At 66.2% G+C, this 24,848-nt stretch carries 22 protein-coding genes and 2 pseudogenes; 10 read left to right on the plus strand and 14 right to left on the minus strand.

Annotated elements, in window-relative coordinates; translation table 11 throughout:
* Positions 1-230 precede the first annotated feature (230 nt).
* The 3 genes from M446_RS33400 (at position 231) to M446_RS33410 (ending at position 1,488) form a co-directional block, all read left to right on the plus strand.
* The gene (locus M446_RS33400) at positions 231-491 is read left to right on the plus strand and encodes a hypothetical protein (protein ID WP_012336509.1); all 261 of its coding nucleotides are present in this window, start codon (positions 231-233) and stop codon (positions 489-491) included.
* 141 nt (positions 492-632) lie between these two features.
* A complete protein-coding gene (locus tag M446_RS37830; RefSeq protein WP_150108785.1) occupies positions 633-857 on the plus strand; it encodes a hypothetical protein in 225 nt (74 codons plus the stop codon).
* A 136-nt stretch (positions 858-993) separates the two neighbouring features.
* On the plus strand, positions 994-1,488 hold the full coding sequence (locus tag M446_RS33410) for a MucR family transcriptional regulator (RefSeq protein WP_012336511.1): 495 nt from the start codon (positions 994-996) through the stop codon (positions 1,486-1,488).
* 213 nt (positions 1,489-1,701) lie between these two features.
* Here the strand turns inward: M446_RS33410 and M446_RS33415 are convergent, their stop codons facing one another.
* Entirely contained in the window at positions 1,702-2,154 is a 453-nt protein-coding gene (locus tag M446_RS33415) for a hypothetical protein (protein WP_012336512.1), read from the minus strand.
* Between the two features lie 142 nt (positions 2,155-2,296).
* On the opposite strand from M446_RS33415, the gene M446_RS34400 reads away from it, so the two are divergent.
* Entirely contained in the window at positions 2,297-3,685 is a 1,389-nt protein-coding gene (locus tag M446_RS34400; RefSeq protein WP_168169187.1) for an HWE histidine kinase domain-containing protein, read from the plus strand.
* Between the two features lie 445 nt (positions 3,686-4,130).
* Here the strand turns inward: M446_RS34400 and M446_RS33425 are convergent, their stop codons facing one another.
* The 4 genes from M446_RS33425 to M446_RS36280 form a co-directional block, all read right to left on the minus strand.
* A complete protein-coding gene (locus M446_RS33425) occupies positions 4,131-5,606 on the minus strand; it encodes a methyl-accepting chemotaxis protein (RefSeq protein ID WP_012336514.1) in 1,476 nt (491 codons plus the stop codon).
* 356 nt (positions 5,607-5,962) lie between these two features.
* A complete protein-coding gene (locus tag M446_RS39540) occupies positions 5,963-6,139 on the minus strand; it encodes a hypothetical protein (RefSeq protein ID WP_283027118.1) in 177 nt (58 codons plus the stop codon).
* On the minus strand, positions 6,075-6,875 hold the full coding sequence (locus M446_RS33430; RefSeq protein ID WP_012336515.1) for a hypothetical protein: 801 nt from the start codon (positions 6,873-6,875) through the stop codon (positions 6,075-6,077). The genes M446_RS39540 and M446_RS33430 overlap by 65 nt, the downstream gene beginning before the upstream one ends.
* A gap of 221 nt (positions 6,876-7,096) precedes the next feature.
* Positions 7,097-8,040, minus strand: a protein-coding gene (locus M446_RS36280; RefSeq protein WP_085984480.1) for an IS630 family transposase whose coding sequence is annotated in 2 segments (ribosomal slippage) — positions 7,097-7,704 and positions 7,704-8,040 — 945 coding nt in all. Because the reading frame shifts where the segments join, the coding sequence is not laid out codon by codon here.
* A gap of 222 nt (positions 8,041-8,262) precedes the next feature.
* Between M446_RS36280 and M446_RS38460 the strand changes: the two genes are divergently transcribed.
* A complete protein-coding gene (locus M446_RS38460) occupies positions 8,263-8,424 on the plus strand; it encodes a hypothetical protein (RefSeq protein ID WP_168169188.1) in 162 nt (53 codons plus the stop codon).
* Between the two features lie 549 nt (positions 8,425-8,973).
* Positions 8,974-9,156, plus strand: coding sequence for a hypothetical protein (locus M446_RS33445; protein ID WP_265576493.1), 183 nt, complete (start codon positions 8,974-8,976; stop codon positions 9,154-9,156).
* Between the two features lie 468 nt (positions 9,157-9,624).
* On the opposite strand, the gene M446_RS33450 is transcribed toward M446_RS33445, so the two are convergent.
* Entirely contained in the window at positions 9,625-9,813 is a 189-nt protein-coding gene (locus M446_RS33450) for a hypothetical protein (protein WP_012336520.1), read from the minus strand.
* A 362-nt stretch (positions 9,814-10,175) separates the two neighbouring features.
* Between M446_RS33450 and M446_RS38465 the strand changes: the two genes are divergently transcribed.
* The 3 genes from M446_RS38465 to M446_RS37840 all read left to right on the plus strand — a co-directional run bounded on the left by M446_RS38465 (position 10,176) and on the right by M446_RS37840 (position 13,736).
* Positions 10,176-10,631: a hypothetical protein gene (locus M446_RS38465; protein ID WP_168169189.1), complete on the plus strand. Its 456-nt coding sequence runs from the start codon at positions 10,176-10,178 to the stop codon at positions 10,629-10,631.
* A 622-nt stretch (positions 10,632-11,253) separates the two neighbouring features.
* Entirely contained in the window at positions 11,254-12,090 is an 837-nt protein-coding gene (locus M446_RS33455) for an IS5-like element ISMtsp20 family transposase (protein ID WP_012336521.1), read from the plus strand.
* An 815-nt stretch (positions 12,091-12,905) separates the two neighbouring features.
* Positions 12,906-13,736: a hypothetical protein gene (locus M446_RS37840; protein WP_150108787.1), complete on the plus strand. Its 831-nt coding sequence runs from the start codon at positions 12,906-12,908 to the stop codon at positions 13,734-13,736.
* 453 nt (positions 13,737-14,189) lie between these two features.
* Here M446_RS37840 and M446_RS36295 read toward each other — a convergent pair whose 3' ends face one another.
* Positions 14,190-15,179 carry an ABC transporter substrate-binding protein gene (locus M446_RS36295; RefSeq protein WP_012336523.1) on the minus strand — a complete coding sequence of 330 codons (990 nt, stop codon included), beginning with the start codon at positions 15,177-15,179 and terminating at the stop codon, positions 14,190-14,192.
* A 537-nt stretch (positions 15,180-15,716) separates the two neighbouring features.
* Entirely contained in the window at positions 15,717-16,448 is a 732-nt protein-coding gene (locus M446_RS33465; RefSeq protein WP_012336524.1) for a recombinase family protein, read from the minus strand.
* A gap of 676 nt (positions 16,449-17,124) precedes the next feature.
* On the opposite strand from M446_RS33465, the gene M446_RS33470 reads away from it, so the two are divergent.
* Positions 17,125-18,525: an IS30-like element ISMtsp4 family transposase gene (locus M446_RS33470; protein WP_012336525.1), complete on the plus strand. Its 1,401-nt coding sequence runs from the start codon at positions 17,125-17,127 to the stop codon at positions 18,523-18,525.
* A 322-nt stretch (positions 18,526-18,847) separates the two neighbouring features.
* Here the strand turns inward: M446_RS33470 and M446_RS36300 are convergent.
* The 6 genes and pseudogenes from M446_RS36300 to M446_RS36305 form a co-directional block, all read right to left on the minus strand.
* A pseudogene (locus M446_RS36300) lies at positions 18,848-19,171 on the minus strand (transposase); the annotation flags it as partial.
* Positions 19,172-19,239: 68 nt separating this feature from the next.
* Positions 19,240-20,115: an IS21-like element ISMtsp8 family helper ATPase IstB gene (gene istB, locus M446_RS33480; protein WP_012290057.1), complete on the minus strand. Its 876-nt coding sequence runs from the start codon at positions 20,113-20,115 to the stop codon at positions 19,240-19,242.
* A complete protein-coding gene (gene istA, locus M446_RS33485) occupies positions 20,112-21,395 on the minus strand; it encodes an IS21-like element ISMtsp8 family transposase (protein ID WP_012290058.1) in 1,284 nt (427 codons plus the stop codon). Before istA ends, istB begins: the two co-directional genes overlap by 4 nt.
* A gap of 137 nt (positions 21,396-21,532) precedes the next feature.
* Positions 21,533-22,061, minus strand: a pseudogene (locus M446_RS33495) (IS5 family transposase); the annotation flags it as partial.
* Between the two features lie 53 nt (positions 22,062-22,114).
* On the minus strand, positions 22,115-24,094 hold the full coding sequence (locus M446_RS39385) for a primase-helicase family protein (protein WP_265576673.1): 1,980 nt from the start codon (positions 24,092-24,094) through the stop codon (positions 22,115-22,117).
* Positions 24,004-24,846, minus strand: coding sequence for a bifunctional DNA primase/polymerase (locus tag M446_RS36305; protein ID WP_083784783.1), 843 nt, complete (start codon positions 24,844-24,846; stop codon positions 24,004-24,006). Before M446_RS36305 ends, M446_RS39385 begins: the two co-directional genes overlap by 91 nt.
* Between the last annotated feature and the right edge of the window lie 2 nt (positions 24,847-24,848).

Consider the following 24,848-nt stretch of genomic DNA (forward strand, 5'->3'; position numbering starts at 1 on the left):
GATGCCGATCAGGAGGAAGAGGTGACTGGGTCGGCAGGTCTGGTCCGGCCGCCAGGGAGGCCAGCGAGTGGGGCGCTCGCCTGTCCGGAACCATGGGGCAGTCGGGTTAAGGTGTAGTGTAGGTGCACATCAGGGTGCCGCCGACAGGCCGAATGTGTAATGGCTACCCCGACCTGCCTACGCTATGCCGAAAATACAGAGGCAATCTTGGCAGTTTAGGGCGAGGGCTGATGAAGGCTTACGTGGTTGCGCTTAGCGCCTCAGTGCTCCTGGCGAGCTTGCCCGACGCGGTCTTCGCACACGCCGCCTTGCTTGCCCCTGACCAACCAGCGCCGGAGGTCAGCACAGACGCCGCCACCCCGGATCGCATGACTGATGTGGATCCGGCCCTGCTGGCGCACTGCGATGCTGAGGCGCTGCGGAGAAAGCTGAGGGGCGAGGTGCGCAGGGTGTTCGTCGAGTCCTGCGTCGAGCCCGAGGGCAACGACTAAGCCTGCCTCTCCGAGAGGCCCATCCGAGGTGCGGCGGCCGGGCTCGAACCCCTGTCGAGCCCGGCCGCCAGTTCCAGCGACCAGCCCGCCACAGGCTCAAAGGCAGTCGCCAGTCGTACTCCCAGGTGTAGGGGCGTCAACATGCCCGTCACGCCAACCATCAGCGAGCTGCACAAGGCCAAGATGATCTCCGATCGGCAGCTCCGCACGGTCAGCGAAGCTTGTCTGGCGAACCCGTCCATGGGTGTCTTTGAGGTTGCGCCAGGGCTGAGGATTGACCTCGGTGCGGCCGTTCTGGACCATCCTTATACGCTAAGAGGCCTCGAGCAGCCCGAGACCACCTTCGTGGAAAAAGGATGGTGGTGAGGCGGGCGATCCTGCTGGTGCGACCTGTGCGATACGCATCAGCGCCAGTGGAAATTTCAACCTCTCATGTCAGAAAAGTTGACATGGCGAAATCTAAGCATCAGTTTGCCCGCGCTTTCTAGGCCAGGAACTTTTGATGAGCGAAGAAGCAGCGAACAGCCATATCGAGTTGGTCAGCGACATCGTCTCGGCCTTCGTGTCACACAACAACGTGCCGGTAGCCGAGCTGCCGAACCTGATCCGAGGCGTCTACGAGAGCCTGGGCAGTCTCGGGAAGCCGGTCGAGCCGGAGCCGGTGAAGCTCACGCCTCCCGTGCCGATCAAGAAGTCCATCACCCCGGACGCCATCATCAGCCTGGAGGACGGCCGATCCTACAAGTCGCTCAAGCGGCACCTGAGGACGCGCGGCCTCACGCCGGACGAGTACCGCAAGAAGTGGGGCTTGCCGCCGGACTACCCGATGGTAGCGCCGAACTACGCCGCGCAGCGCTCCGAACTCGCCAAGAGCTTGGGGCTCGGTCAGAACCGCCGGAGAGCTGCTGCCGAGAAACGTGCTGTCCTGGACGCCAAGGTGAGCGCGCCGGCCGAGCCGAAGAAGGGTCGGGGACGACCGAAGAAGGCTGGTGCTTGAGGGCGTGGCGCGATCGGGATCGCAAGCTCTCGGCAAGCTTCCTTGACCTGCCGTTCACCGCGCTCGTTTGCTGACGGTTCAAGGTTGCCTCCTACTCTCCCCTCATAACTTCGGGGCTGGGAGGCAGAACCCGAGGCGGCCGGGCAACGTCCCGCACATACAGAGATACCGACATCAGGAAGGCCTCGCCTCGCGGCGAGGCCTTCCTCGTGTTCAGAGCATCGCGAACAGGTCGAGCTGCACCGGGCCTTGATGCGGCCGCCGCGACCGGCCGCGCCTCCTCGACGGGGCATATTCCGGAAGCGCCTGCCCTGGCTTTCCGTGCAGCACCGCTCCAACAACTCGGCAGCCGTCGCCATGGTGGAACGCGTACACCACGTGTGTCCCCGCGCGCAGGATTTCCTGATGCAGCCGCTCGCCCCTCGGAAGGCGCGCCAGTGCCGCGAGCAGGCAGGGCAAGCCGGCCGAGGCGACCTGTATGGCTGGGAACTCGATGGCCCGCATGCCCCAGAGCTGGTGGGCGGCGCCGGCCGTCGTGGTGGTGGCGAACGGGTTGACGGCGAAGGCCGTCATTTCGTCCAGGACGAAGCTCGCGAACCGCTCACGCTCGACAAGATGGCCTGCCACCCTGAGGGCGCTGGCGAGCTGGTGCTTGCTCATCGGCATGGGCGTGCCGCTATCCGCCCCCTCGCGCCATCGCACCCGGCATCCCGCGTTCCGCGCCCCTCTGCTGAGGCCATCGTGGCCGTCCGTTGTAAAGCTCGGACGAAAGTGTAGATACCTTGGCCGAGGATCATGGGTGGAGGCCATGAGCCGGCTCATCCACGTCTACACCAGGCTCGCCTTCGAGTACGGGCCGCGCGCCTACCTCTTCGCGCTCCTCTGCGTCGCCCTCGCGGTGCTCGTGCGGTTCGCCCTCGGTCTCTGGGCCGGGCCCGTGGTGCCCTTCGCCACGCTCTTCCCCGCCATTCTCCTGGCCGCCATGCTGGGCGGACCCAAGCCCGGTGCCCTGGCCCTCGCCTCCGCCACGCTGACCGGTTGGTACCTGTTCCTTCCCCCGACCTTCTCGCTCGCCCTGCCGGATCGCGCGAACCAGGTCAGCGTCGCGCTCTTCGTGATCGCCGGAGGGCTGGTCCTGCTGTTCGGCGCAACCCTCAGGATCGCGGTCGAGCGCTACAGCGAGGCGGTGCAGCAGGCCGAGGCCAGCGAGCGACGCCTGCGGCTGGCCCTGGATGCCGGCCGGCTCGGGACCGCCTGGTTCGACGCGGTCCGGCGGGTCGGTGGCTGGTCCGAGGCCGTCGCCCGGATGCTCGGCCTGCCCGCCGCTCAGAGGGAGGTCACCTACGAGCAGTGGCTCGCCATCGTCCTGCCCGAGGATCGGTCCCTGGCCGAAGCCGCCCTACAGGACGCGCTGGCGCACCCCGATGGCTACTATCAGGCGGAGTACCGCATCCGCCGGCCGAGCGGGGAGGTGCGCACCCTGGAGTTCCGCGGCACGGTCATGCGCGACGACGAGGGTCGGGCCGTGCGGCTGGAGGGGGTGGCCGGCGACGTGACGGAGCGCGCGCGCCACGAGCAGCGCCAGCGCGAGCTGCTCCACGAACTCGACCATAGGGTGAGGAACATTCTCACGGTGGTGCAGGCCCTGGCGGCCCAGACCGCCCGGACCGCCTCGTCGCTTCCGTCGTTCACGGAGACCTTCAGCAACCGGCTGTCCGCGCTGGCGGCGACGCACGCCCTGCTGACCGAGGCGCAGTGGCACGGGGTCGATCTGCACAAGGTCGTGGAGGCCGAGGTGATGCCCTACCAGAATGCCGGGCAGCCGCGGGTGATCATCGAGGGCGCCTACGTGACGATCCCGGCACCCCTGGTGACCCCGATAGGGCTGGTCCTGCACGAGCTGACCACCAACGCGGTGAAGTATGGGGCTCTGTCCGGCGAGGCGGGCACGGTGAGAGTGTGCTGGACCTTGACGACGCTGCCGGAGGTTCGGCTGCAGCTGACCTGGCAGGAGGTGGACGGTCCCCCGGTGGTCACACCGACCCGGAGCGGCTTCGGCTCGCGCCTGATCCGGCGCCTGGTGCAAGACGAGCTGAAGGGGGATGCGCGCCTGGAGTACCGGCCGGACGGGTTGCTGTTTGAGGTCTCGTTCCCGTTCGACAGCCAGGAAGCCTTGCCGACGAAATCCCGGTCTTAGGAGCAGCCTCGTTGCGGGCAATCCGGTGTATCGGCAGCCCGGCTTAAGAGTTGGTCCGGGCCGGGCACGTCGCGATTGGGGATCCGAGCGTGCCCGACCCGCCAGTGACGTTCGACCGAGTGGGGCGCGTACCCGACAGGTCGAGGTGACGACCCGGGAATGCGCGGCTTCCTGGCGGGTTCCCAGGCTGAACCTGGCCGATCACCTCCTGGTCAGCGGGAGCGACTGAGTGCGGGGAAGCGATTCCCGGTTCCGAGCGGCATCCGCTTGGCGTGGATCAGCGTAGCCCTCGCCGAGTCAGCCAGAGCCCGGCTCAGCTCAGCACCGGCGAGTAGAGGGGCTGCCGGTTCTCGTCCGTGATTAAAACCCGAAGGTGCGATGGTCGCTGTCCTTAGAGACCTCGTCCCGCACGGTGTCAGGCAGGAGGCGCACCACCTTCTCGCGGCTAGCCTAACTGGCGTGCGAACTGCGCCATCCGGCTCACGGACGCGCCGACCTCGGCCGCCGCCGCGTTGATGACACCGGTGCTCTGGTTCACCAAGTCGACGCTCCCCGCCGCGCTCTGAAGGCTGCAGGAAATATCGCGCGTTGCTGCCGCCTGTTCGGCCACAGCCGAGGACACGCTGAGCGAGATCTCGCTCAAGGAGCGGATTGCCTCGGCTACCGTGCCGATCGCCTGCACCGCCTCGCCGGTTGAGGATTGCACGTCCGCGATCAGTGTGCCGATCTCCTCCACCGCCCGGGCGGACTGGCCGGCGAGCGTCTTCACCTCGGTGGCGACCACCGCGAAGCCGCGGCCCGCCTCGCCCGCCCGGGCGGCCTCGATCGTCGCGTTGAGCGCGAGCAGGTTCGTCTGGTCGGCCACGGCCCGGATCGACGACACCGCCGTGCCGATCCGCTCCGCCGCCCGCGTCAGCCCCGCGATGATCGCCTGCGCCTCCGTGGCGCGCGCGACCGCCGCGTCGCTCGCGTCCTTGGCCTGGAGGGCGTGCCGGCTCAGCTCGTCCGTCGAGGCAGTGAACTCCTCCGTGCCCGCGGCCACGGCCTGCACGGTCGCCGAGGTCTGGGCCGCGGCTTCCGCCGTGCTCGCCGCCTGCGCAGTCACCGCTGTCATCGCTTGGTTGATCTCCCGCAGGCCCGCCTCGATCGCGGCCTGCGCTTCCTCGCGCGCCTGACGCCGCTGCACGGCCGCGGTCGTGTCGGTGGCGTACTTGACGACCTTCACCGTGCGGCCAGCCACGTCGAGCAAGGGATTGTAGATCGCCTGCAGCCAGATCTCCCGGCCGCCCTTGGCGACGCGCCGGAACTCGCTCGACTGAAACCGGCCCGCGCGCAGGTCCTCCCAGAAGGCCAGGTAGGCGGGCGTGCCGTGCTCGGCCGGGTCCACGAACAGGCTGTGGTGGTGGCCGACCACCTCCTCAAGCGTGTAGCCGACGACCTCCAGGAACTTCGCGTTGGCGGTCACGATCGTGCCGTCGAGGGTGAACTCGATCGCGGCGCGCGAGCGGTCGATGGCCGCGATCTTGCTCGCGTGGTCGGCGGCGACGCGCTTGCGCTCGGTGACGTCCGCGGCGACTTTCACGACCCGCGTTGGCCGGCCTCCGCGCCCGAGCACCGGGTTGTAGCTCGCCTGCAGCCAGACCTCCCGGCCGTCCTTGCCAAGCCGGCGGAACTCGGCGGCTTGGCACTCGCCGCGAGCGAGCGCCGCCCAGAACGCCCGGTACGCCGCGCTGTCGTGCTCGGCCGGATCGACGAGAATGCGGTGATGCTGGCCCTTGATCTCGGCGAGTGTGTAGCCGACGGCGTTCAGGAAGTTGCTGTTGGCGCTCAGGATGATGCCGTCGATGTCGAACTCGATCACCGCCTGCGAGCGGTCCAGAGCCTGCAGCAAGGATGCTGCGCTGCGATCAATGAACCACATGGGACCGTCCCGGGGTCAGGCTGACGTTGACGCGCAAGCTAATGTGCGCCAGTGAATTTTCCGCTACACAAATGCGGCCTTGAATTTAGGGGTCAGGGTTAGGTGCTATCACCTAATCCGGACGGGAAGCACACCGTGCCGAACCAACGGGAGCGCCTGGGGGCTTACCAGCTCAGGGCGGAGGGAGGCTCGGTGTCTCGGACGAGGATTTCGGCACCCTGGCCGTGCTCGGCGGCGAGCAGGTCTCTGTTCATGTAAAACAACATGCATTTTGAACCGATCACTGCCCTAAGCTGCGACCATCCGGGATCGGTGACCATCACCGCGCAATAGAGCTACATGCGGCGCAGGCGTCCTCAGCTGAGGTCCTCAAGGGTCGCCCGAGCGCTGCGCAACAACTCCCTGATCTGGCGCTTGAGGGTGGTCACTTCCGCCGTGCGCAGACCGTCGCGAAAGCGGCCGTTCGCCTTACCCCGCGGGGCGCCGCTCCCGATTGCGCCGCCGTGGAGACGGCAGCGCTTCCGGCCCTTCATGGCGGGCGACTGGCACTCCGTCCCGCGCCGCGTCTTGGCGCAGCAGCGGCGCGCCAGGCGAAGTTGCAAGGGCTCGGTCGTCGGCAGGTCCACAGGGTTGACGTCCATTTTCGAGAGATCCCCCACCCCCCGGCATCGCCACGGCGCCGACGATGGCCTGACCGCCTGGCGCGACGTACACGTGCTCAACCGTGACCTTCTGCTCACCGCCGCGTCGGATCTTGGCCAAGGTTTCGAGCTGGGCGAGGAAGGTCCGCTGCAATTTGGTCGCCAGTGTCCCGAAGCGCTCCATGGCGGCCGTGTCCTTGGCCTCCTTGGCCCGGCCGATCATCGACATGGCGGCCTCATGCGTCGCTACGATCTGCACGGCCAGCATCGCCTCGGCCTCGTTGCGGGGGGCGAGGCCCCCGACAGCCGCAAGGGCAGCGTTGAGCTGCTCCGCCGTGGGAGGAGCCTTGCCCGGCTCGCGCACGACCGCTCCGAGCGAGCCGAGCGTATGGCGCGCAAAGCTGTCCGACGCTGTGCCGAAGAGGTCGACCATGCGGGTAAACTGCCCGGCCTCGTCGCTGTGCAGAGCGCTGAGTGCCACCTCACCTCCCTCTGCAAGGTCCACCTCGTAGGCAAGTGGGAGCGGGCGCGCCCGGATCCGCTGCTTGGCGCGCTCGATCGCCTCCTGCTCCTGCTCGGTCGGCTCCCGTGGAGAGGACGTCACGATCTGGGGCAAAGATTTCGACATGGTGGCCGCCTCGATTTATCGGCTTAGATTTCCTCGGCATCGGGCTTCATCACGCCTCGCGGACCACATGCTGGACCACGGGCAAGGAAAGCACGATTTGAACGTCGGTCAAGAGATTGTATCTGTCTCGACGGCATTTTGCGTAGAAGTCGCGACCAAAGCTTGGCCGATACATGATGTCAACATGTCAGCAATATTTGGCTAGCTAGAGCGTTTTCGGTTTAATCTGGATCGTAGCCTGCAGCGGCGAAGAAGTTGGCACACGCGTCGGGCGTGATGGTGTCGACGAGCCTCCCGATGGCCGACCATAGCCCCTCGACGGTGCGCTCGGCGGCCTTGCGTAGCAGGGCTTTGAGCTTGGAAAAGGCCATCTCGATCGGGTTGAACTCGGGCGAGTAGGGCGGAAGGAAGAGCAATCGCGCGCCCGCCGCTTCGACGGCGGCGCGCACGGCCGGTCCTTTGTGGCTGCCGAGGTTGTCCATCACGAGGATGTCGCCGGGCGTGAGTTCGGGCACCAGCACGCGCTCGACATAAGTCTGGAAGGTCTCGCGGTTGATCGGACCGTCCAGCACGAAGGGAGCGGTGATCCCAGACAGGCGCAGACCCGCCACGACGGTGGTGGTCTTCCAGTGACCGTGCGGCACGGGTGAACGCAGCCGCTCGCCGCGAGGCGAGCGTCCGCGCAGGCGCGACATGTTGGTCGACGTCCAGGTCTCGTCGAGGAACACGAGGCGGGCTGGGTCGAGATCGAGGTGGCCCTCGAACCAGGCCTCGCGCGCCGCTCTCACATCCGGGCGATCCTGCTCGGCGGCGTGAGCCGTCTTTTTTTGTACGTCAGATCCCGCGCGTCGAGGAAGCTCCACAGCGTGCCCAGCCCCACCGTGAGATCCTGCTCATCCCGCAGCCGGGCGCGCATCTCCTCCAGCGTGATGTCGTCGTTCTGTGCGATCAGGCCACGCAGAAACGCCTCGTGCGGATCGAGTTTCGAACGGCGCGCCCGCCCTTGCGGGCGGGCTGCCACCGTTCCAGTCGCCGTCAGGGCGGCCATCCAGCGGATCGAGGTCGCGATCCCGACCCCAAAGCGCGCCGCTGCTTGCCGACAGGAGGTCGCTGCCGCCGCATCCACCACGCGCTCGCGGAGGTCCTGGCTGTAGGGTCGGCCCATGCCTCGCTCCTCGTCCAGAGCGATCAGAGAATCACACCACAGCAAGCCCGGAAACCCCGCAGCGACTCAGCTCAAACCGAAAACGCTCTAGCCGGCGAGGCCGATCGGGGCTTAGTGGCCGCCCTGGAGTGGTTCCGGCGCGCATGGGCGAGCCGGGATTGAGCGAAGCGGGATCGCTCCGTGCTGGGACCGCAGCCACGTCGCAACCGCCAGGAGAGCCGCGTGATCGAGGCGACGCGCCAGCTCGTCCTCACACTGCTGCCGGGCGCGGGCGCTCAGGCTCGCAAACCGCAGGAGCAGTTGCTGGGGCACGTCGTCGAGCAGCAGCCCCGGCGGAACGATGTCGGCCGGCACCGCCTCATCGGGTTCGATCCGACTGGCTGAGCTTTCTGAAGCCACGCTGCTGCGACACTGGGTCAGAAGATGCGACGCTAGTTCAGAAGGGAAGACGAACACGGGGCTAAGCGCGCCGAACAGGCACGTTAAAATTTGGTTAAAACTGAGATACCCCGCTACATTATAGCAAGGCTTGCGCTTGCCGTGCTGATAAGGCCGACGCTTGCAATTGTTTCTGCAATCATCTCCGCCCCCTTTTGCTTGTTGAGACTGGCCATATCGGGCGTTAGGTGATTTGGCAACTCGGATAAGCGGCTTAATGCATGCTCAGGCCGGATCCATCTGGGGCCAGTAATTAGGTTGTGCGCGTTCCATGCAGGGGCGTTAAGTGCCTCGAAATGCTAACGGCCAAGCTGGCCGGATCACGCAGGGGCGTTGCAGTAAGCTGTGGAACTGCCCTGGTCGGTGCGACAAACTCAGCACAGAAACTTGCCCCCGGTGTGGCGCTGTGAGCACACTAGCGGCATGTCCTGTAGCCCACCCACGTCGCACTTCCAGCTCTGGTTACTCTGGCCGCGGCCGGACGGTGCCGGTGTTGTGACCGACCACGAGGAGCTGGGCGCCGTCACCAAGGAGAAGGCAGTCGCGACAGCCGCGGACCGGGCTTGCGAACTGTTCTCCCAGTCTGAGGGGGTCGTCATGCTGCTGGACGGAACGGGCAAGCTGATCTGGTCGAAGCGCTGCGGTATGCCTCGGCCGGGTGACCTCATCGGCTTCTGAGTGCCGCAGACCGCGGGGGCGCTGGGAGCGAGCGCCCCAGGTCACGGCGATCAGGGTGGGGCAGCGGAGCGGCGTCGCCTCGCTGCGACCCGCTTGGCGTTCTTGGCGATCTTGGCGAGGTACGCCCGACTGCACCCGGCTGCTGCCTGGATCTGAGACCACGTCAGACCGGCCGACAGCATCGCGGCGATGCCGGCGTTCCGCTCCGTGTCCTCCGCCCGGCCCCTGTAGAGACTGCGCGATCCCGCACGCCCCCGAGCGCGGGTTCACCGACGCGCGGGCCGCCGCGGGCCTCCACGGCCGACCAGCGCCCCCCCCCAAGGGCCTTTGGGCCCAGCTCCGAGGCGCCGCCCTTCGCCAGCACGTCCGACCGCGTGTTGCTGCCGTTCCGCCGCCCACCAGCCGCTAACGCCAGCGTTGCCCGGGAGCCACGGGAGGGCGCCGCTCAGGGCCGGCGCAGAGCCGCCGCTACCCCCGCCTCCCGCCAGCCCCCAGAACTCCGCCGACCTTCTCGACGGCGCGGCCGACCTTGATCAAGTCCTTGCGGAACGACTTCACGCTGTCGTCCTCCGCGACGCGTTGCGACGCCCCCTTGAGTTTCGCGAGCGGCGCCGAGAACTGGTCATCGACGCCGATCGGCCAGTCCCGCCGCGACATGGGCCGGAAGGCGAAATAGCCCCGGGCCTCGCCTACTCGTCGCCGGCGGCGCCGTCCGCCGGGCCCGTTCGCGTTTGCCACAGGCCCCGGCGGCGGCCCGATGCTCCGGGATGAGATCTCCGGGTCGTCGCCCCGAATTCCGAGACCGCCCGCTCTTGTCGTCGCAGGTTCGAGCGGGCGAAGGCAGCGACCGGTTGACCGTCCGTGACCTCGATCGGGCCGGTCGCTGTAGCTGGCGGCCGGGCTCGCTGTGAGGGCCGAGCCCGGCCGCTGCACTGTTCCAGCGCATCCCCAGGCCGTCCTGGCGCGCCACCTGCCTGACGCGCTACCACCCCGCCCCAGGCCGGCTCGGGCGGGCCTTCGTGGTCGATCGCGTCGCGCTCGCCGGCCACCGCGACCTCGGCCTGACCGAGGCCCACATCCGGGGCGCCCTCGCGGTGCTGGAAGCGATCGGCTTCGTCGAGCGGGTCGAGGTCGCCGGCTCGGCCTACCACCGCACCGCAGTCGGGTCGCAGCGCAAGCCAGTGCAGTGGCGGTTCGGCGTGGAGTACCTGCCTGCCTTCAGCGCGGCCAACGAACGCGAACAGCGCGCCCGTGGCGCCCGCTCTCCGGCTCACCGCCCTCCACCGGCCGCAGCCATTCGCCCGCCAGCGGCCAACGTCGTGACTCCCAGGGCCATCCTGCCGAGCCAAGTCGCCAGAATAGACAGCCCAGCGTTAGCGTCCCTGTATTCTGGCGAGCAGGTTCGACCGGAGCCCAATCCGGGGCGGGAGGCAGCACTTGCACGACTTGGACAGGGGCTAGGACTGGCAGGTTAGCGGCAAGCGGAACCATCGCAGGGCTGCCGAGGCCAGAGCAGTGCTTTCGCAGCTCAGAACTTCCCGGACCTCGATGCGTTCAGTTCAGCCTACGATAGCACTGACCATTGCTCTTGAAGTATCCGGCAGGACACCTCTTCCCTGTAGTACGAACTGGCTTGGACGGTCCCGACGGTCGATCGCAGCTCGGTCCGCAGATTGTTCCTCCGCCCGTATTTGGAGACGCGGCGGAAGACGTATTAATCGCAAAAGTGCTTAGAGCAAGCACGAAGATGCATCGCAGAGCGTGCTTCATGGTATTGCCCTCCAGGGCTCGCCAAAATTTCATTGAATCATAGGATCTGTCAATACAGAGCCCTGCCGAGCGCCGACAGTACTAGCCGCTCGCGACTCGCGCAGCTCGCGCGCCTTCTCAGCGATGGCCTTGTCGCCCGCTGAGGCGACAGCCCGCTGCTGGGGCTGCGGAAGCCGCGCCACCTGGGCTGCGGCCGAGACGGAAACGCGCCCAGTCTCGACGGCCTTGCCGATCTCCGGGATGGCCTTCTTCTGAGAGCCGGGCCGGAAAGGAATTGAGTAATATCAATGAGTTGTGGTTCCTCCATCCCGATGAGAGGAGGATCCGATGGCCTGGGATGATGCGGCTCGCTACCACCATCGGCGTTCGTCAGCTCGCTATCCGAGTGACATGACGGATCGGGAATGGGCCGTGATCGCTCCGCTTCTGCCCCCACCCAAGCCTGGAGGGCGGCCGCGCACGACCGAACTGCGGGCGGTGATGGATGCCATCCTGTACATCGCCACCGGCGGCTGCCAATGGCGGATGCTGCCCAAGGATTTTCCGCCCCGCTCGACGGTGCAGGGCTACTTCTACAGCTGGCGGGACAGCCGCCTCTGGGAGACAATCAACCACCTGCTGGTCCTGAGCGCGCGTGAGCTGGAGGGACGGGAGGCCAGCCCGACGGCCGGTGTCATCGACAGCCAAAGTGTGAAGACAAGCGAGAGCGGAGGGCTGGCGGGTTACGATGCGGCCAAGAAGATCCAAGGCCGCAAGCGCCACATCGTGACCGACACCCTCGGGCTGATGCTCTTCGTCCTCGTTCACGGGGCTGATGTGCAGGATCGCGACGGCGCCCCGTCTCTGCTGAAGGCGATCCGCCACCGCTTTCCCTGGCTGCGCCACATCTTCGCCGATGGCGGCTATGCAGGCGAGAAGCTGCGCGGAGCGCTGCACGGTCAGGGCGTCTGGACCATCGCAATCATCAAACGATCCGACACGGCCAGGGGCTTTGAGGTTCTCCCGCGCAGGTGGGTTGTTGAACGAACATTCGCCTGGCTTGGCCGTTGCCGGCGTCTTGCCAAGGATTGGGAGAAAACCACCGCGAGTTCCACGGCGTGGGCCTTTATCGCCAGCATCCGGCTGATGTCACGACGGCTCGCAGGGTACTGCTTTCCAACGTGAACTTTTGAGTCCGGCTCTGAACGGCAGCCGCGCGCGAGGACGGCCCATTCGCATAAGCCCCTGTGCGGAACCCTGCCTGATTTGGGCGCGCACCGTCACTCACCCTTTCCCACCCCGTACCACCCTCAACCCGCCCAGGGCCAGCGGCAGGTCCGGCGGCTTGGGCGGCCCGGTCAGGTCGGGGAAGTAGGCGTGGCACCGGGGCACATACTCGTTTCCCCGCACCTTGTCGGGCGGTGGATAGGGGCAGTCGTGGGCGATGCCCTCCAGCTCAGCGCATCACCCAATCTCCTGCATAGCTCCCCTCAAAGCGCGGTGGACACTTAGAGCACCTATCAAAACCGCCTTCTCTCCTGAAATTTCAACTACTTAGCGGGAGCGAAGGAGGGTTGTGTTAGGGGCTCTTATTTTCTGGACATGCCACTCCATGCCTCGACGAAGGTGGCGCGTCTTGGAAAAGAGTGTGGTGATCCTGTTTGTGCCAGATTAAGGGCGCGCTTCGCGAAATTGGCATGCTCCAGAGCCCAGTCGGGTCGGAGAAAGCGCCTTTGTTTCTCGCAAAACGCGCCTTGGCCGATCCGCGCAAGCCGCCATGACGGCTAGCTTAACCGCTGCATGACGAAGTCGTGGCTTTTGTGAGGGGGGCACAAACAATGAGTTTTACATTTAACTATGGCGGATACGGTAATCAGACGATTACTGGACTAGACGACTAGGATTACAACATCTTAATAGGAGACTACCCCGGTCTAGGACAAGGAGAAGCAGGCGGTGATGACATCATACGCCTCGGAAGCTACTGCAGCAACAATCTCGTGTACGGCGACGCATATTTCATGACATCGTCAACTGGTGGAAATGACACCATCAGCGGGGGAGATGATTGCTCCCTAAGCACAATCTGCGGCGACGCGCTCACCATGTCGAATTCAATTGGTGGCAATGATGCGATCACAGGCGGATCAAACACCGGAAGCTTGGTGTATGGCGATGCGACCAATATGTACAATTCAGCTGGTGGTAGTGACTCTATCATAGGAGGATCCAACGGATACAACGAGATATACGGCGACGGTCTCTACGTAGAATCATCGACATGCGGGAATGATTATATAGTGGGAGGGGCTGATTCAACCAACTTGATCTATGGCGACAGTAGTTATAACAGCGGAACACAATGCGGGAACGACACTGTCGCCGGCGGTGTAGGTGGGGTCAACTTCTTGTACGGCGATAGCCGAACGGCCGTTACGGGATCTCGTGCCGGTGATGACCGCCTGATAAGCGCAGCGAACACCATCGACGAGATGTGGGGCGACTGGCAGTACTCGGACGGGACGGCCATCCAGGGGCACAACGTGTTCGTGTTCGGACCGAACAACGGCAATGACATTATCCACGACTTTCATCCTGGTGAGGACAAAATCGAGTTCGACGGCTTATATGTGGACAAAGTGCCAGAGAAGGCGTTAGCGCGCATCCCGGTTCAGGCGGCAGCTCATCTTCCGACGAGGCTCGCCATGCTCTCGGAGCTTAGCATTGAGGTATCCGGCGGCAATAGTATCATCCACGTAGATGCAAACAACAGTATCACAGTAGAAGGAGTGATCTCATTATCGGCATCTGACTTCAAATTCATCGCTTAAGGCAATCCTGGTGATCAGGCTGATCCTGACCTGTCGACCAGATCACTTTTGGTTTAAGGCGGCGAACCCGGCTCAAGTGAACCGCCTCCGGTGCCGCGGCGGCATGGCGCGGATCGCCTGCATCACCTCGGGTGGAATGCGGAGCGGCTGCGGCGCGGTCGTCAACACCACGATCGCACCCGCAACCGCGTTCGCCACGTCGTCGTGCGCGCCGGCTGGATGATCGATGCTAGGTCGCCGGCTCGGCCTTCCGAGCCACCGTGCGGGCTGCAGCGCCGAGGTCCAGGTTTGACAGTGCTGGATGCTCGCAGAGGCGACTTCCGACCCGGAGCGGACATTGGCACCCTGCGCCTAGGCCCGGGACCAATAGCGGGCAGCTAACGGTCGCGCCGAGGCAGATGGCAGCCAGCAAGGTGGTCGAGGCGATCGTGACGTGTTCTAGCGCAACTCCGCCTAATCGATGACCTCGTCAGCCGCATTCAAGATCTCTCGCGGAATTGCTATGCCGAGCGAATTCGCCGTGCTCTGATTTATGAGGAGCTCAAAGTTTGTAGGCTGTTCCACGGGCAGTTCTCCCGGGCTTGCTCCTCTAAAAATCCTGTCGATGTAATGTGCAGACCGGCGGTAGACAGCCGACATGTTAGGCCCGTACGAGATCAAGCCACCCACTTCAGAAAACACTCTGCTCTCGTAGAGCGCTGGAATTCGATAATGCGCAGTGAGATTTATGATTAGCGACCGGTTCTCGGCGGATATAGGAGTTAGACAGACAAGTAACGCTTGAGCTCCTTGTTCTTTCAATAACACGAAGGCCTTCGCCAAATCTTCAGCCTGGTTGATATCATGCACGGCCAGACGAATTCTTGCTTGCTGCGCTGCCGGTTCGATCTCCTTCAACAATTGTTTGGAGGCTGGGGTAGCCCTATTGATATAAGGAAAGAGGCCGACGTTGCTTACACCCGGCACGAGTAATTGCAGCATCTGTAATTTCTTAGCCGCCAGTTCCGGCGACATAATCGTTACGCCCGTAACGTTGCCCCCAGGCCGCGCCAACGTCTGGACGAGACCTGCACCCTCGGCGATTGCCGTGCCCGACAATACAATCGGTATCGAGGAGGTCGCCTGCTTAATGGCATTAGCCACAGGGGTGGCCGTCGCGACGAAGATATCAACCTTCAATTCAGCAAGCTCGGCCGCAGCTGCTGCTAGCGTTTGAGGATTACCGTGAGCCCAGCGCCACTCCGTCTTGAGATTGCGGCCTTCGACGTAGCCCAATTTTCGGAGTTCCTGCTCAATTGCGTCTGCATATGGTAGGAGAGCGGATCCATACTCAACTCTGCCGATCCGCAATATTTTAGATCGCCCCTGTTGGCCAAAAACCAGCCCCGGCCAAATGCCCAAGCCTGCTAGGCCCGTAAACGAGAGCAACGATCGTCGGTTCATCTATTTTTTGCCTTATCCGTTTGGTTCTTTTAATCGTAGCGCCGCCCTATAATTGAGTAATATCTGGTTGACTCAGGCGACCAACCTCCGCTAACTCTACGAGCCTGTACCCTAGCAACCAAAAGCCCAGGTCATCACGCGCCAGCATCGCGACGAGCACAACCATAACACAACGACCTGCCCGGCGCGTGCGAACCTCTTCAACTGATCGAGGCTGCGGGCACGACCCTATCAGAGGCCCTGCGCATGCCCGCTTTCCACCGAGGCTGTGTGAAAACGCGGGCAGATGCTGAAAACGTAGAACAATCTTCTCTGTGGCAGACACTCCAGGCCGCCAAACGCCGCCCCAGAGGCCGACAAGATGCCTATTCCGGCACTGGCCAGGGCGTCCGAGGGAAAATCCTTCTACCGCCTCCGCGTTTTCACACAGGCTCCACCCGTAGCGGAACTCGTGCGTGGGTATCAAACGTCAGACTTGATCCACTAAGAAGCTCCAGGAAGCCCGCGGAGCCTGCCGGGCGGGTTAGGGGGTTACCGTCAGAGGCAGAACGCCCATCTCCAGCCAGCATCGGAGCCTGCCGCGGGCCTCAGGCGGCGGGCAGGCGGTTCAACACCCGACGCACCGCGGTCGGGGTACAGCGGGCCGCCCCCTGCGCGGTCGGGATGCCGCGCTCGGTGGGGGCGCGGGCGATGCCGTTGGTCGAGGTGACACCAGCCGCGCGAAGCTCCGCGAGGACCGGCGCGACGCGCGCCGCGTTGCGGTCGCCCCTGGCCTTCCTGCCGGCCCTGGCGGCCCCGTGATCCGCCTCGGTGAAGGTCCGGCCCCGGGAACCCGCCCATCTTGGTCCCGCGGGCCTTGGCGGCGGCCAGGGCGGCCTTGGTGCGGGTGCTGATCGCCTCGCGCTCGTGCTCCGCGATCAGGGCCATGATGCCGACCGTGAGCCGGTTCGCGTCCGGCATGTCGGCGGCCACGAAGTCCACGCCCGATCGCTCCAGGTCGCGCAGGAAGCCCGGATCGCGCGAGAGGCGGTCGAGCTTGGCGACGATCAGCTTCGCCCTGTAGAGGCGGCAGGCGTCGATCGCCTTGGCGAGTTCCGGCCGGTCCGCGCGCTTGCCGCTCTCCACTTCGATGAACTCGCCGACGACGTGCCTGCGGGCCTCGCCGAGGTAGCGCGCGACCGCCTCGCGCTGCGCGTCCAGGCCAAGCCCGGAGCGGCCCTGCTTCGCCGTGCTCACCCTCACGTAGGTTACGAACTTGCCGGCGGTCATGGCCCCTGCTCGCTTTGCTCACCGTTTGTTGAGCAGCGTGATAAGATGGGCAGAGCGGGTAAACCGCGGCGGGGTCGAGGTCGAGGGCCGCCGGTCGAGGTGTCGAGGGCTCGCCGCCCTGGTCGAGGCCGCTGGTCGAGGCGCCAGGACCGCGCAGAACGGCCGCGGAGCCTGCCGCGGTAGGGGATCCGCACCTGCCGGGGGCGGAACGGCCGCCACGGACCAACCTCGCGGCCTTGGTCGAGGCGCGAGGGCCCGCTGCCCTGGTCGAGGCGCGCGGCTGATCCCGGCTCGGCCGAATGTCCAGGCACCAGCGGGGTCTATTCATGCGGTGGGCTATGCGCCGGACATGGCGGTGGCCTCGCCGGCTCCGGTCACTCGCTCCGCGCTCTTGGCGCGGAAGCTCGGCCTCGCGGTCGAGGCGCCTAGAAATTTTTTCTTCGAGTGTGAAGGCGCGGACGTGCCGCTTTCCGACCCAGGAGCGGCCTCTCGCCCCGCGCCAGTCGCCGCCGGCCGCAGGCCCCTTCCGGCCTCTCGCCGACGAATTCGAGCGGGCAGCCACGCTCCGCCAACCTCGCCGGGCCTCGTAGCTCGCCTCCGCCGCGCCCTTCCGCCGCTGCGGGACTCATGGTGGATTCAAGTGGTCGTCGCAACGGCTTGGCGGAGGGCGGTTGTGATGGCAGGTCGGCGGCGTTCGGATCGGGCACTTCGCGAGAAGCTGCGGTCACCGGGTCGTCCCGGGGTCGGTCTGCGCGAGACGTGGCGGGGGTTCTGGGCGTTCCTCGCGCAGGGTCTCTCCAGCGAGGTCGCAGCGATGAAGCTCGGGATCTCGCCACCGGTCGGCTCGCGGTGGTTCCGGACAGCAGGCGGAATGGCACCTTCCCACCTGTCACCATCATCCAAGTCGCCTTCTGCGCGCTACCTGTCGTTGGCTGAGCGGGAGGAGATCGCGATCCTACAAGCGCAAGGTCACGGGGTCCGGGACGTCGCTCGGCGTCTGGGACGGGCGGCGTCGACCATCTCGCGGGAATTGCGCCGCAATGCGGCGACCCGCAGTGGCGGCCTGGACTATCGCGCCACGACCGCGCAGTGGCACGCTGAACGCGCGGCACGCCGGCCCAAGCCAGCAAAACTGGCGGGGAACGCAGCGCTGCGGACGTACGTGCAGGAGCGGCTCGCCGGAACTGTCGCGACACCGGGCGGGAGCGCTCTGCCTGGCCCTAGCGTTGCCTGGAAGGGACGGCGGCACGGGCGACGCCAGAGCCGCCGATGGGGTCGATCCTGGAGTCCGCAGCAGATCGCCGAGCGCCTACGGCTCGACTTTCCGGGCGATACGACGATGCGCATCAGTCACGAGGCGATCTATCAGGCGCTCTACATCCAGGGCCGGGGCGCGCTGAAGCGTGAGCTGACCGCGTGTCTTCGCACAGGACGGGCTTTGCGTGTGCCGCGGGCCCGCAGCCTGGGCCGAGGCAGGTCGTTCGTCACCCCCGAGGTGCTCATCAGCGAGCGTCCGCCCGAGGTGGAGGACCGCGCGGTGCCGGGGCACTGGGAAGGAGATCTGATCCTGGGTCTGAAGAGTTCGGCGATCGGGACCCTGGTCGAGCGCACGACGCGCTTTACGATGCTGCTGCATCTTCCGCCGATGGACGGCCATGGGGTGACACCGCGTGCGAAGAACGGCCCGGCGCTGGCGGGGCACGGGGCCCAGGCGGTGCGCGAGGCGATCGCCGGCACGATCGCGCGCTTGCCCGAGCAGCTGCGGCGCTCGTTGACCTGGGACCAGGGTACCGAGATGGCCGAGCACGCGCGCTTGCGGATCGACGCGGGTCTGCAGGTCTACTTCTGCGATCCACGCTCACCCTGGCAGCGGGGGACGAACGAGAATACGAACGGGTTACTGCGACAGTACTTCCCGAAAGGAACGGATCTGAGCGCCCACAGCGCGAACGATCTTGCTGCTGTGGCCGCAGCCCTCAACAGCAGACCGCGCAAGACGCTGAACTGGAAGACGCCGGCAGAGGCGCTCGACGCTGTGCTGGCTGCCGTGCAAGATGGTGTTGCGACGACCGCTTGAACCCAAGCATTGTCGCCGGGTCCGTGTGAGGCGGGCCATAGGTTGTTGTCGAACACGTTGAACAATGTCGAACACCCTAACCCATTGATCCAGCTATCGTGTTCTACTGTTCTACTTGTTCTAGATAAAAGGGGGTAAGAGGTACAATGGCGCGCCGCACAGGGCGGAGGTGGGGCTCGAACCACCGCGAAAAATTTTTCCTGGCGAACTGAGCACGAAATGTTGAACACGTCGAACAATAGAACTAACCAGGAATATCAATGGCTTAGCGAGCCAAAAATGTTCGGCGTTCGACATCGCGATCTAGGGCGTCTCTGCAAACTCACGTGAGCCAAAGCATGGTCATGCCGAGCGTGACCATGGCGAGGTAGTTGGTGGCGCGCTTCTCGTAGCGGGTGGCGATGCGGCGATACTGCTTGAGCCGGTTGATCAGCCGCTCGACCCTGTTGCGTTCCCGATAGGCGACCTTGTCGAAGTCGGGCTGACGCGGCTGATCCTTGCGGGTCGGGATCACCGGCTCGACCCGCCGCTGCTTGAGCCGGCGGCGGGCGGGTGGGCTGGAGTAGCCTCGGTCGCCCGCCGCCCGGCGCGGACGCAGGCGGGGGCGGCCCCGCCCCGGCCGCCGCACCGCGCCCTTGTCCATCAGTGTCAACGGGCTTCGAACCTTCCGCAATTTCGGGCGCGCAATTTTCCTCAGATCGGCGGGCTCGGCGGTCAGGCGATGCCGAGGTGAGCACCTCCATTCTTGGGCGGGCGTCCGCGCCGACGCGGAGGCGGGGCGAGCGGCGGAGCCTGCAGGGCTGCCTTCGAGCGGATGTGCTCGGGCATGAGCGCGGTGTGCTGGCGCAGCCGGTAGCTTGAGCCCTCGATCTGCACCACCACGGCGTGGTGAAGCAACCGGTCCAGCAGCGCGGTCGCCACCACCGGATCGCCGAACACCTCCCCCCACTCTGCAAAGCCGCGGTTCGAGGTCAGGACCATCGCGCCCCGCTCGTAGCGCGCGTTGACGAGCTGGAAGAACAGGTTGCCCCCGCCCGGCACCACCGGCAGGTAGCCGATCTCGTCCACGATCAGCAGCGCCGGCCGGCAGAAGTAGCGGATCTTCTCGCGCAACGTTCCTTCCCGCTCGGCCCGCGCCAGCGTTCCCACAAGGTCGGCCAGGGTGGTGAAGTACACGCTGCGGCCCGCCTTCACCGCCTCGACCCCGAGGGCCACCGCCAAGTGGCTCTTGCCGGTGCCGGGCGGGCCGAGGAAGTGCAGCACCTCGCAGCGGTCCACGAAGCCCAGCTCGGCCAGGGCCAGGATGCGGGTGCGGTCGAGCGAGGGCTGGAAGGCGAAGTCGAAGCCCGACAGCGTCTTGACCGTCGAGAGCCGCGCCATCACCAGCGCGGTCTTCACCCGCCGGCTCTCGCGTAGGCTCAGCTCCTCGCTCAGCAGGGCATCGACCGCCTCCAGCGCGCTGAGTTCGCCGCGCTCCAGCCGCCGCACGGTGGTGTCGACGATCTCCAGGGCGCGCGGCATCTTCAGCCCTACCAGCGTGGCCTTGATCCGCTCGACCAGTGGGGGGATCAGCTCGCCAGTTCCGCTCATGCCGCGTCTCCCCGGTCGGTCCTGGGCACGCCGGCTCCCGCGAGTTGGCGGGCTACGGCGTCGTAGATGGCCAGCGGGCGACGCGCGACCTGGTCGCCGGCGCGCCTGACGACCACCGGCTCGGCAGGGTCTCGTGGCTCGGGCGGGGGAGATCGCGGCCGCCGATGGGCTGGATCGACCTGCGTCAGCCCACGCCCTTCCAGGGGCAGGTGGCAGGCAACGAGCTCACCCGCCTCGTAGATGCGGATCTGATCGGCCAGCACGTGCACCTCCAGGGCGCGGCGGCGGGTGGTGTCGGGCACGCTGTAGAGATTGCCCGCCACCGAGACGAAGCCCTCGTGGGTGACGCGCCGCTCCAGGCTGAGCACGGCTTCGTAGGGCACGGGCGGCAGCGCCCGCAGCTGGCTGCGCTCCTCCGCGAAGGCGTCGGCGACGATCCGCTTGGTCGTGGCGTGCCGGCGGGCGTTGGCCACGGTGTCGAGCCAGTGCCGCAGCTGGTCGTTCAGGTCGTCGAGGTTGCGGAACGAGCGGGCGAGGAAGAAGTCCTCGCGCAGGTAGCGGAACGGGCGCTCGACCTTGCCCTTGGTCTTGGCCCGGTAGGGACGGCAGGCGCGCGGCAGGAACCCGTAGTGGCGCGCGAGATCGAGAAGGCTGCGGTTATAGATGACCAAGCCGTCGGGATCCTCGCCGATCACGGCGGTCTTCATGCGGTCGTAGAGGATCTCGCGCGGGGCGCCTCCAAGGGCCTGGAAGGCGGCGATGTGGCAGCGCAGGACCGTCTGCAGATCCTGGTGGACGACGAAGCGGGCCCAGAGATAGCGCGAGTGGCCCAGCACCATCGCGAACAGCCAGACGATGCGGGTCACGCCCGGCTCGTCGGCGAAGACGACCTCGAAGCGGGCGAGGTCGACCTGGGCCTGCTCGCCCGGCGGGGTCTCGAAGCGGCGCTCGATAGGCAGAGGAGCTGAGGGGCGAAGCAGGGCCACGGCTCGCTTCACGGCGGTGTAGGCCCCTGCGAAGCCGCGCTCCTTCAACTCGCGCCAGAGACGGACGGCCGTAAGCTGCGGGTAGGCGGCCAGGCGCTCGCGCAGGTAGGGCAGGAAGGCGTCGGTGGCCCGCGCGCGGGGGGATCGCGGTCCGTAGACGGGCGGCTCGAGGCCGCGGGCGATGTACTTGGCGACGGTCTTGCGGTCGAGGCCGAGCTGGCGGGCGATGGCGGTGACCGAGAGGCCCTGCCGGTGGAGGTCCAGGATCGTCATGAGTTCCCCGAGGCTGACCACCGCGCCGCTCCCTCCCGCCACGGGGACCAGCTTCGGTGAGACGGCCGCCGCGCGGGCATCCCGCCTCAAACAGGAGGCTCAGGGGCGGCCGGGAGGGTGGGGAAAATTGCAGGCCCACAAGTGAGGAGGATCCAACGCCCGCTCACAATCAGCGCGTCCAGCGCGAACTGCTCGTGCCGCTCGCCAGCCGTGAGGACGGCCGCCATCGGCTTGCCCCCGCCCTCGGCGCGCAGGTGCAGCTTGGTCGAGAACCCGCCCTGGCTGCGCCCGAGCGCCTCGCCCACGCCCTCGACCGTCCCCTCACCCTCCGATGGCGCCGGACCGGCGTGCCCCGGCGGCGTGCTGGTGGGCGCGCACCACCGTCGCGTCCACGAAGTGCAGGTCCCAGTCGAGGTCGCCGCAGGCGTCCGCCTGCGCCTGCAGGCGCTGCAGCACCCGGTCGAACACGCCAGCCTTGCGCCAGCGGTAGAACCGGCTCGACACGGTCCCAACCGCCCCGTAGCGCGCCGGCAAGTCCTCCCAGGGCGCGCCCGTGCGCAGGATCCAGAGCATGCCGTTGAGCACCTGGCGGTGATCCTCTGCAGGCCGGCCCGTGCGTGGCTTCTGCGGCGGCAGCAGCGGAGCGATCTGCTCCCACTGCGCGTCGGTCAGTTCAAAGCGTCGCATCCCGACCACGTGGGGGCTCGCCCCGCCCGTGTGAACCCCTTTGCAGAGACGCCCTAGAACAATGGGTCTCCAACCCCTGATCCGGGCTTGTTCGGACACTCGGCGTCGTCATCCGATCCCGATGCGGTGTGCCACTCGGCGACGGCCCTCCCCCACGGCCAGCCGGGGAACAACGCCTCCCACTCCGCCCGGAGTTGGGCGAGCGGCGGGAAGGTCCAGCCCTGCCGGCGCATCACCTTCCGGTGGTTCGAACAGCCCTTGCTCTTCAAGTAGCTGCCAAGCTGTCTGTCGCTCACGGTCTTCAGCTTCGGCGACATCTCGCGGGCCTGATCGAACAGCCCGCGCCGCCGCTTGCTGCGGGTGTTGAAGCCGGCCGGCACCTCTTCGTCCCATCCGGTGGAGACGGCGCGGTTCGGTTCGCGGGGGTCTGCGCCTTCGAGAATGCCGGTTTCGAGCAGTTCCACCCACCATTCATCGAGCGGCCGGAGGCTCCGCTCCTGCTGTTCGACCAGGGCGGCGGTGCGGACTACCTGGCGCGGGTGCCAGCCCTTGAGGTCGAAAGCGAGGAGGTCATGCAGCATCGCCGCGAGCCCGCCGGCCTCCATCTCGTCGTAGAGGGGGCCGAACCACTCGGGGTCCTGCTTGTGCACGTCCGACACCGCGAAGACCGCGAAGCGGCGCTCGTCGGCGCCGGCCGGCACGATCCAATCCTCGTTGCTGGCCATCAGCACGTGGAGGCGGTTCGGCACTGTCACGCCGTCTCGGCCCTTTCCTTCGATGAACAGGTCCGGCTCCGTGATCAGCCGCTTGAGCGAGCCCTCCGCCGACTTGTCGCCGGGCCAGTAGGCTTCATCGGCGAAGAGGAAGCAGGCATCGCGCAGGTGCGCGTTGAAGCGGCCGGACAGGTGCTCGGCATCCGAGATGTGGGTCGCGTGCTGGCCCAGGATGCGGCACAGAGCGTTGCCGAGCGTGCCCTTGCCGGTGCCCTTGGTGCCCTTGAAGACAAGGGCCACTTCGGCCCGCCGGCCCGGGTTCTGGAGCAGCCAAGCTAACCAGGCGATGATGTAGCGGTCGGCCTCGGCGTCGCCGGCGGCCAGTACCTCCCGGATGTGGCGCCTCAGCCGAGTCCAATCGCCGGGCTGGGGCTGGATCGCGAAGCCGCGCCAGAGGTTAAGCTGACCATCGACTTCGCGGCCTTTTTCCGGCTCGAAGATAAGTCCATTGTATTGCCGGCGATCCGGGTGCTCAAGCCACCAGTGACCTAGCTTTTTCTTCTTATCTTCGGAAATACGGACAGTCTTGTTGATGTAGAAGTTGCGAAAATCCTCGAATGAGAGGAAGTTCGCAGCCTCCCGCGAATGCCCGTCTTGGTGTTCTAAATTGAAGGTGAGGACGCGCGTCTTGCCGCCCTCCATGACGACGCAGTATTTCTCGTTCATCTCGGCGAGCAGGGCGTCATGATAGCCGCCCGGAGGTGCGGGAGGCGGCGGGGTGCGCGGCTTGGCCATCCCGGCCGTCAAGCCGCTCTCGATCGTCGCCCACGCCTGCGCCTCGCCGTTCGTCTCGACGTAGCGGCAGGCCACGGCGGCGGCGTACATCCACCGCTTCACGTCCTCGGCGTCGAGGGCGCCCGCGCCGACGTAGCGGCCGAGGTTGTGCGAGGAGACGTTCAACTGAATGTTCCGGCCGGTCTCGCGCTTCTCGGACACGGCCCTGACTTCGGCCGAGACCACGGCCGAGAGGTAGCGTCCGCGGAAGCCGGCCCGGTCCGGCAGGTTCGGCCGCCACGGCCCCAACGCCTTGTCGCCATAAAGCTCGAAGGCGTTTTTCTCCGGGTAGGGATCGGCCCCGGCCGCCGTCGCGGCGGGCGCCTTCGCCGTCGCGGCGGGCGCCTTCGCCTTCGTGGCCTTCGTCCCGGTCGCCCAGGCCGCGCCCAGATCTTCTATCCACGCGATAGCCTGCGCGGCGACCGTCGCGCGGATCGCCTTGGCCGCCTCGGCAGGCTCGTCGGGTTCGGGCGGCCTGTCGCACAGGAGGTCGGCGAGGTCCGGCGCCCCGGCCTCGGGGGGCAAGCCGCAATCGCTCTGGCGGGCCTCCACCGCCCCGTCGCCGGCTGCGTGGGCGAGAGGGCACCTATCAGGCGGTCGATGCCGTCCTGCGGCAATCCTGCGCCCCTACAGAGTGCACCGACCGCGCGGGCCAGGGCGGTGCGGTCCGCCTCGGCCTCCGGGTAGTGGCGCGCCAGGAGTGCCGCCACCGCGACGCCCACCGTCGAGCGGCGCAGCACGTCCCCGCCGGGGGAACTCGGATCGCCGGTCCTGTCCCAGCGGATCACCTCGCCCCCGGGATGAACCGAACCCGGCCCGACCGTCATCGCGCCCTTGCCGCCGCCGCCAATGCGCAACTCGACCAGCATGCCGCCGGCCGGGTCTTTGAACTCTTCGGCCTTACCCTGGAAGGTTTCGGATAGATTGGTCCTGTAGAGATAGTGCGATCTCGGCTTGGACTCTCTGCCGAAGATCGCATCTGTCTCGGGCAGCAAGTAAGGCGCGGCCTTGACCGCCTCAATGTAATCCAAATCTACATCGGTCAAGCCTTTGGATTTTGGGCCCATCTGGATACCGACGTTGCTCTGCGCAGAACTAAAGTATTTACCGACATTCTCTAGCGTGATGGTGCGTTTTTGCCATGCTTTGCCCGTCGCTTTTTTAGTACCGTACGGGACAACAACTGGATTAAATTCTCGCTCGATAAAGTCCTTAGCGATTTCGATAGGGGGTTTCATTG

Origin of the sequence: Methylobacterium sp. 4-46, from assembly GCF_000019365.1 — a bacterium.
In the GTDB taxonomy this organism is placed as follows: Bacteria; Pseudomonadota; Alphaproteobacteria; order Rhizobiales; family Beijerinckiaceae; genus Methylobacterium.

Coding starts and splice junctions, on each gene's coding strand:
- M446_RS33465 (WP_012336524.1), bottom strand. CDS start 16,448: ATGACCGCCGGCAAGTTCGTAACCTACGTGAGGGTGAGCACGGCGAAG.
- M446_RS33455 (WP_012336521.1), top strand. CDS start 11,254: ATGGCCTGGGATGATGCGGCTCGCTACCACCATCGGCGTTCGTCAGCT.
- M446_RS33450 (WP_012336520.1), bottom strand. CDS start 9,813: ATGTCGCGGCGGGACTGGCCGATCGGCGTCGATGACCAGTTCTCGGCG.
- M446_RS33470 (WP_012336525.1), top strand. CDS start 17,125: ATGGCAGGTCGGCGGCGTTCGGATCGGGCACTTCGCGAGAAGCTGCGG.
- M446_RS37830 (WP_150108785.1), top strand. CDS start 633: ATGCCCGTCACGCCAACCATCAGCGAGCTGCACAAGGCCAAGATGATC.
- M446_RS33410 (WP_012336511.1), top strand. CDS start 994: ATGAGCGAAGAAGCAGCGAACAGCCATATCGAGTTGGTCAGCGACATC.
- M446_RS34400 (WP_168169187.1), top strand. CDS start 2,297: ATGAGCCGGCTCATCCACGTCTACACCAGGCTCGCCTTCGAGTACGGG.
- M446_RS33430 (WP_012336515.1), bottom strand. CDS start 6,875: ATGTCGAAATCTTTGCCCCAGATCGTGACGTCCTCTCCACGGGAGCCG.
- istB (WP_012290057.1), bottom strand. CDS start 20,115: ATGAGCGGAACTGGCGAGCTGATCCCCCCACTGGTCGAGCGGATCAAG.
- M446_RS36295 (WP_012336523.1), bottom strand. CDS start 15,179: ATGAACCGACGATCGTTGCTCTCGTTTACGGGCCTAGCAGGCTTGGGC.
- M446_RS33400 (WP_012336509.1), top strand. CDS start 231: ATGAAGGCTTACGTGGTTGCGCTTAGCGCCTCAGTGCTCCTGGCGAGC.
- M446_RS36305 (WP_083784783.1), bottom strand. CDS start 24,846: ATGAAACCCCCTATCGAAATCGCTAAGGACTTTATCGAGCGAGAATTT.
- M446_RS33415 (WP_012336512.1), bottom strand. CDS start 2,154: ATGCCGATGAGCAAGCACCAGCTCGCCAGCGCCCTCAGGGTGGCAGGC.
- M446_RS39540 (WP_283027118.1), bottom strand. CDS start 6,139: ATGAAGGGCCGGAAGCGCTGCCGTCTCCACGGCGGCGCAATCGGGAGC.
- M446_RS33425 (WP_012336514.1), bottom strand. CDS start 5,606: ATGTGGTTCATTGATCGCAGCGCAGCATCCTTGCTGCAGGCTCTGGAC.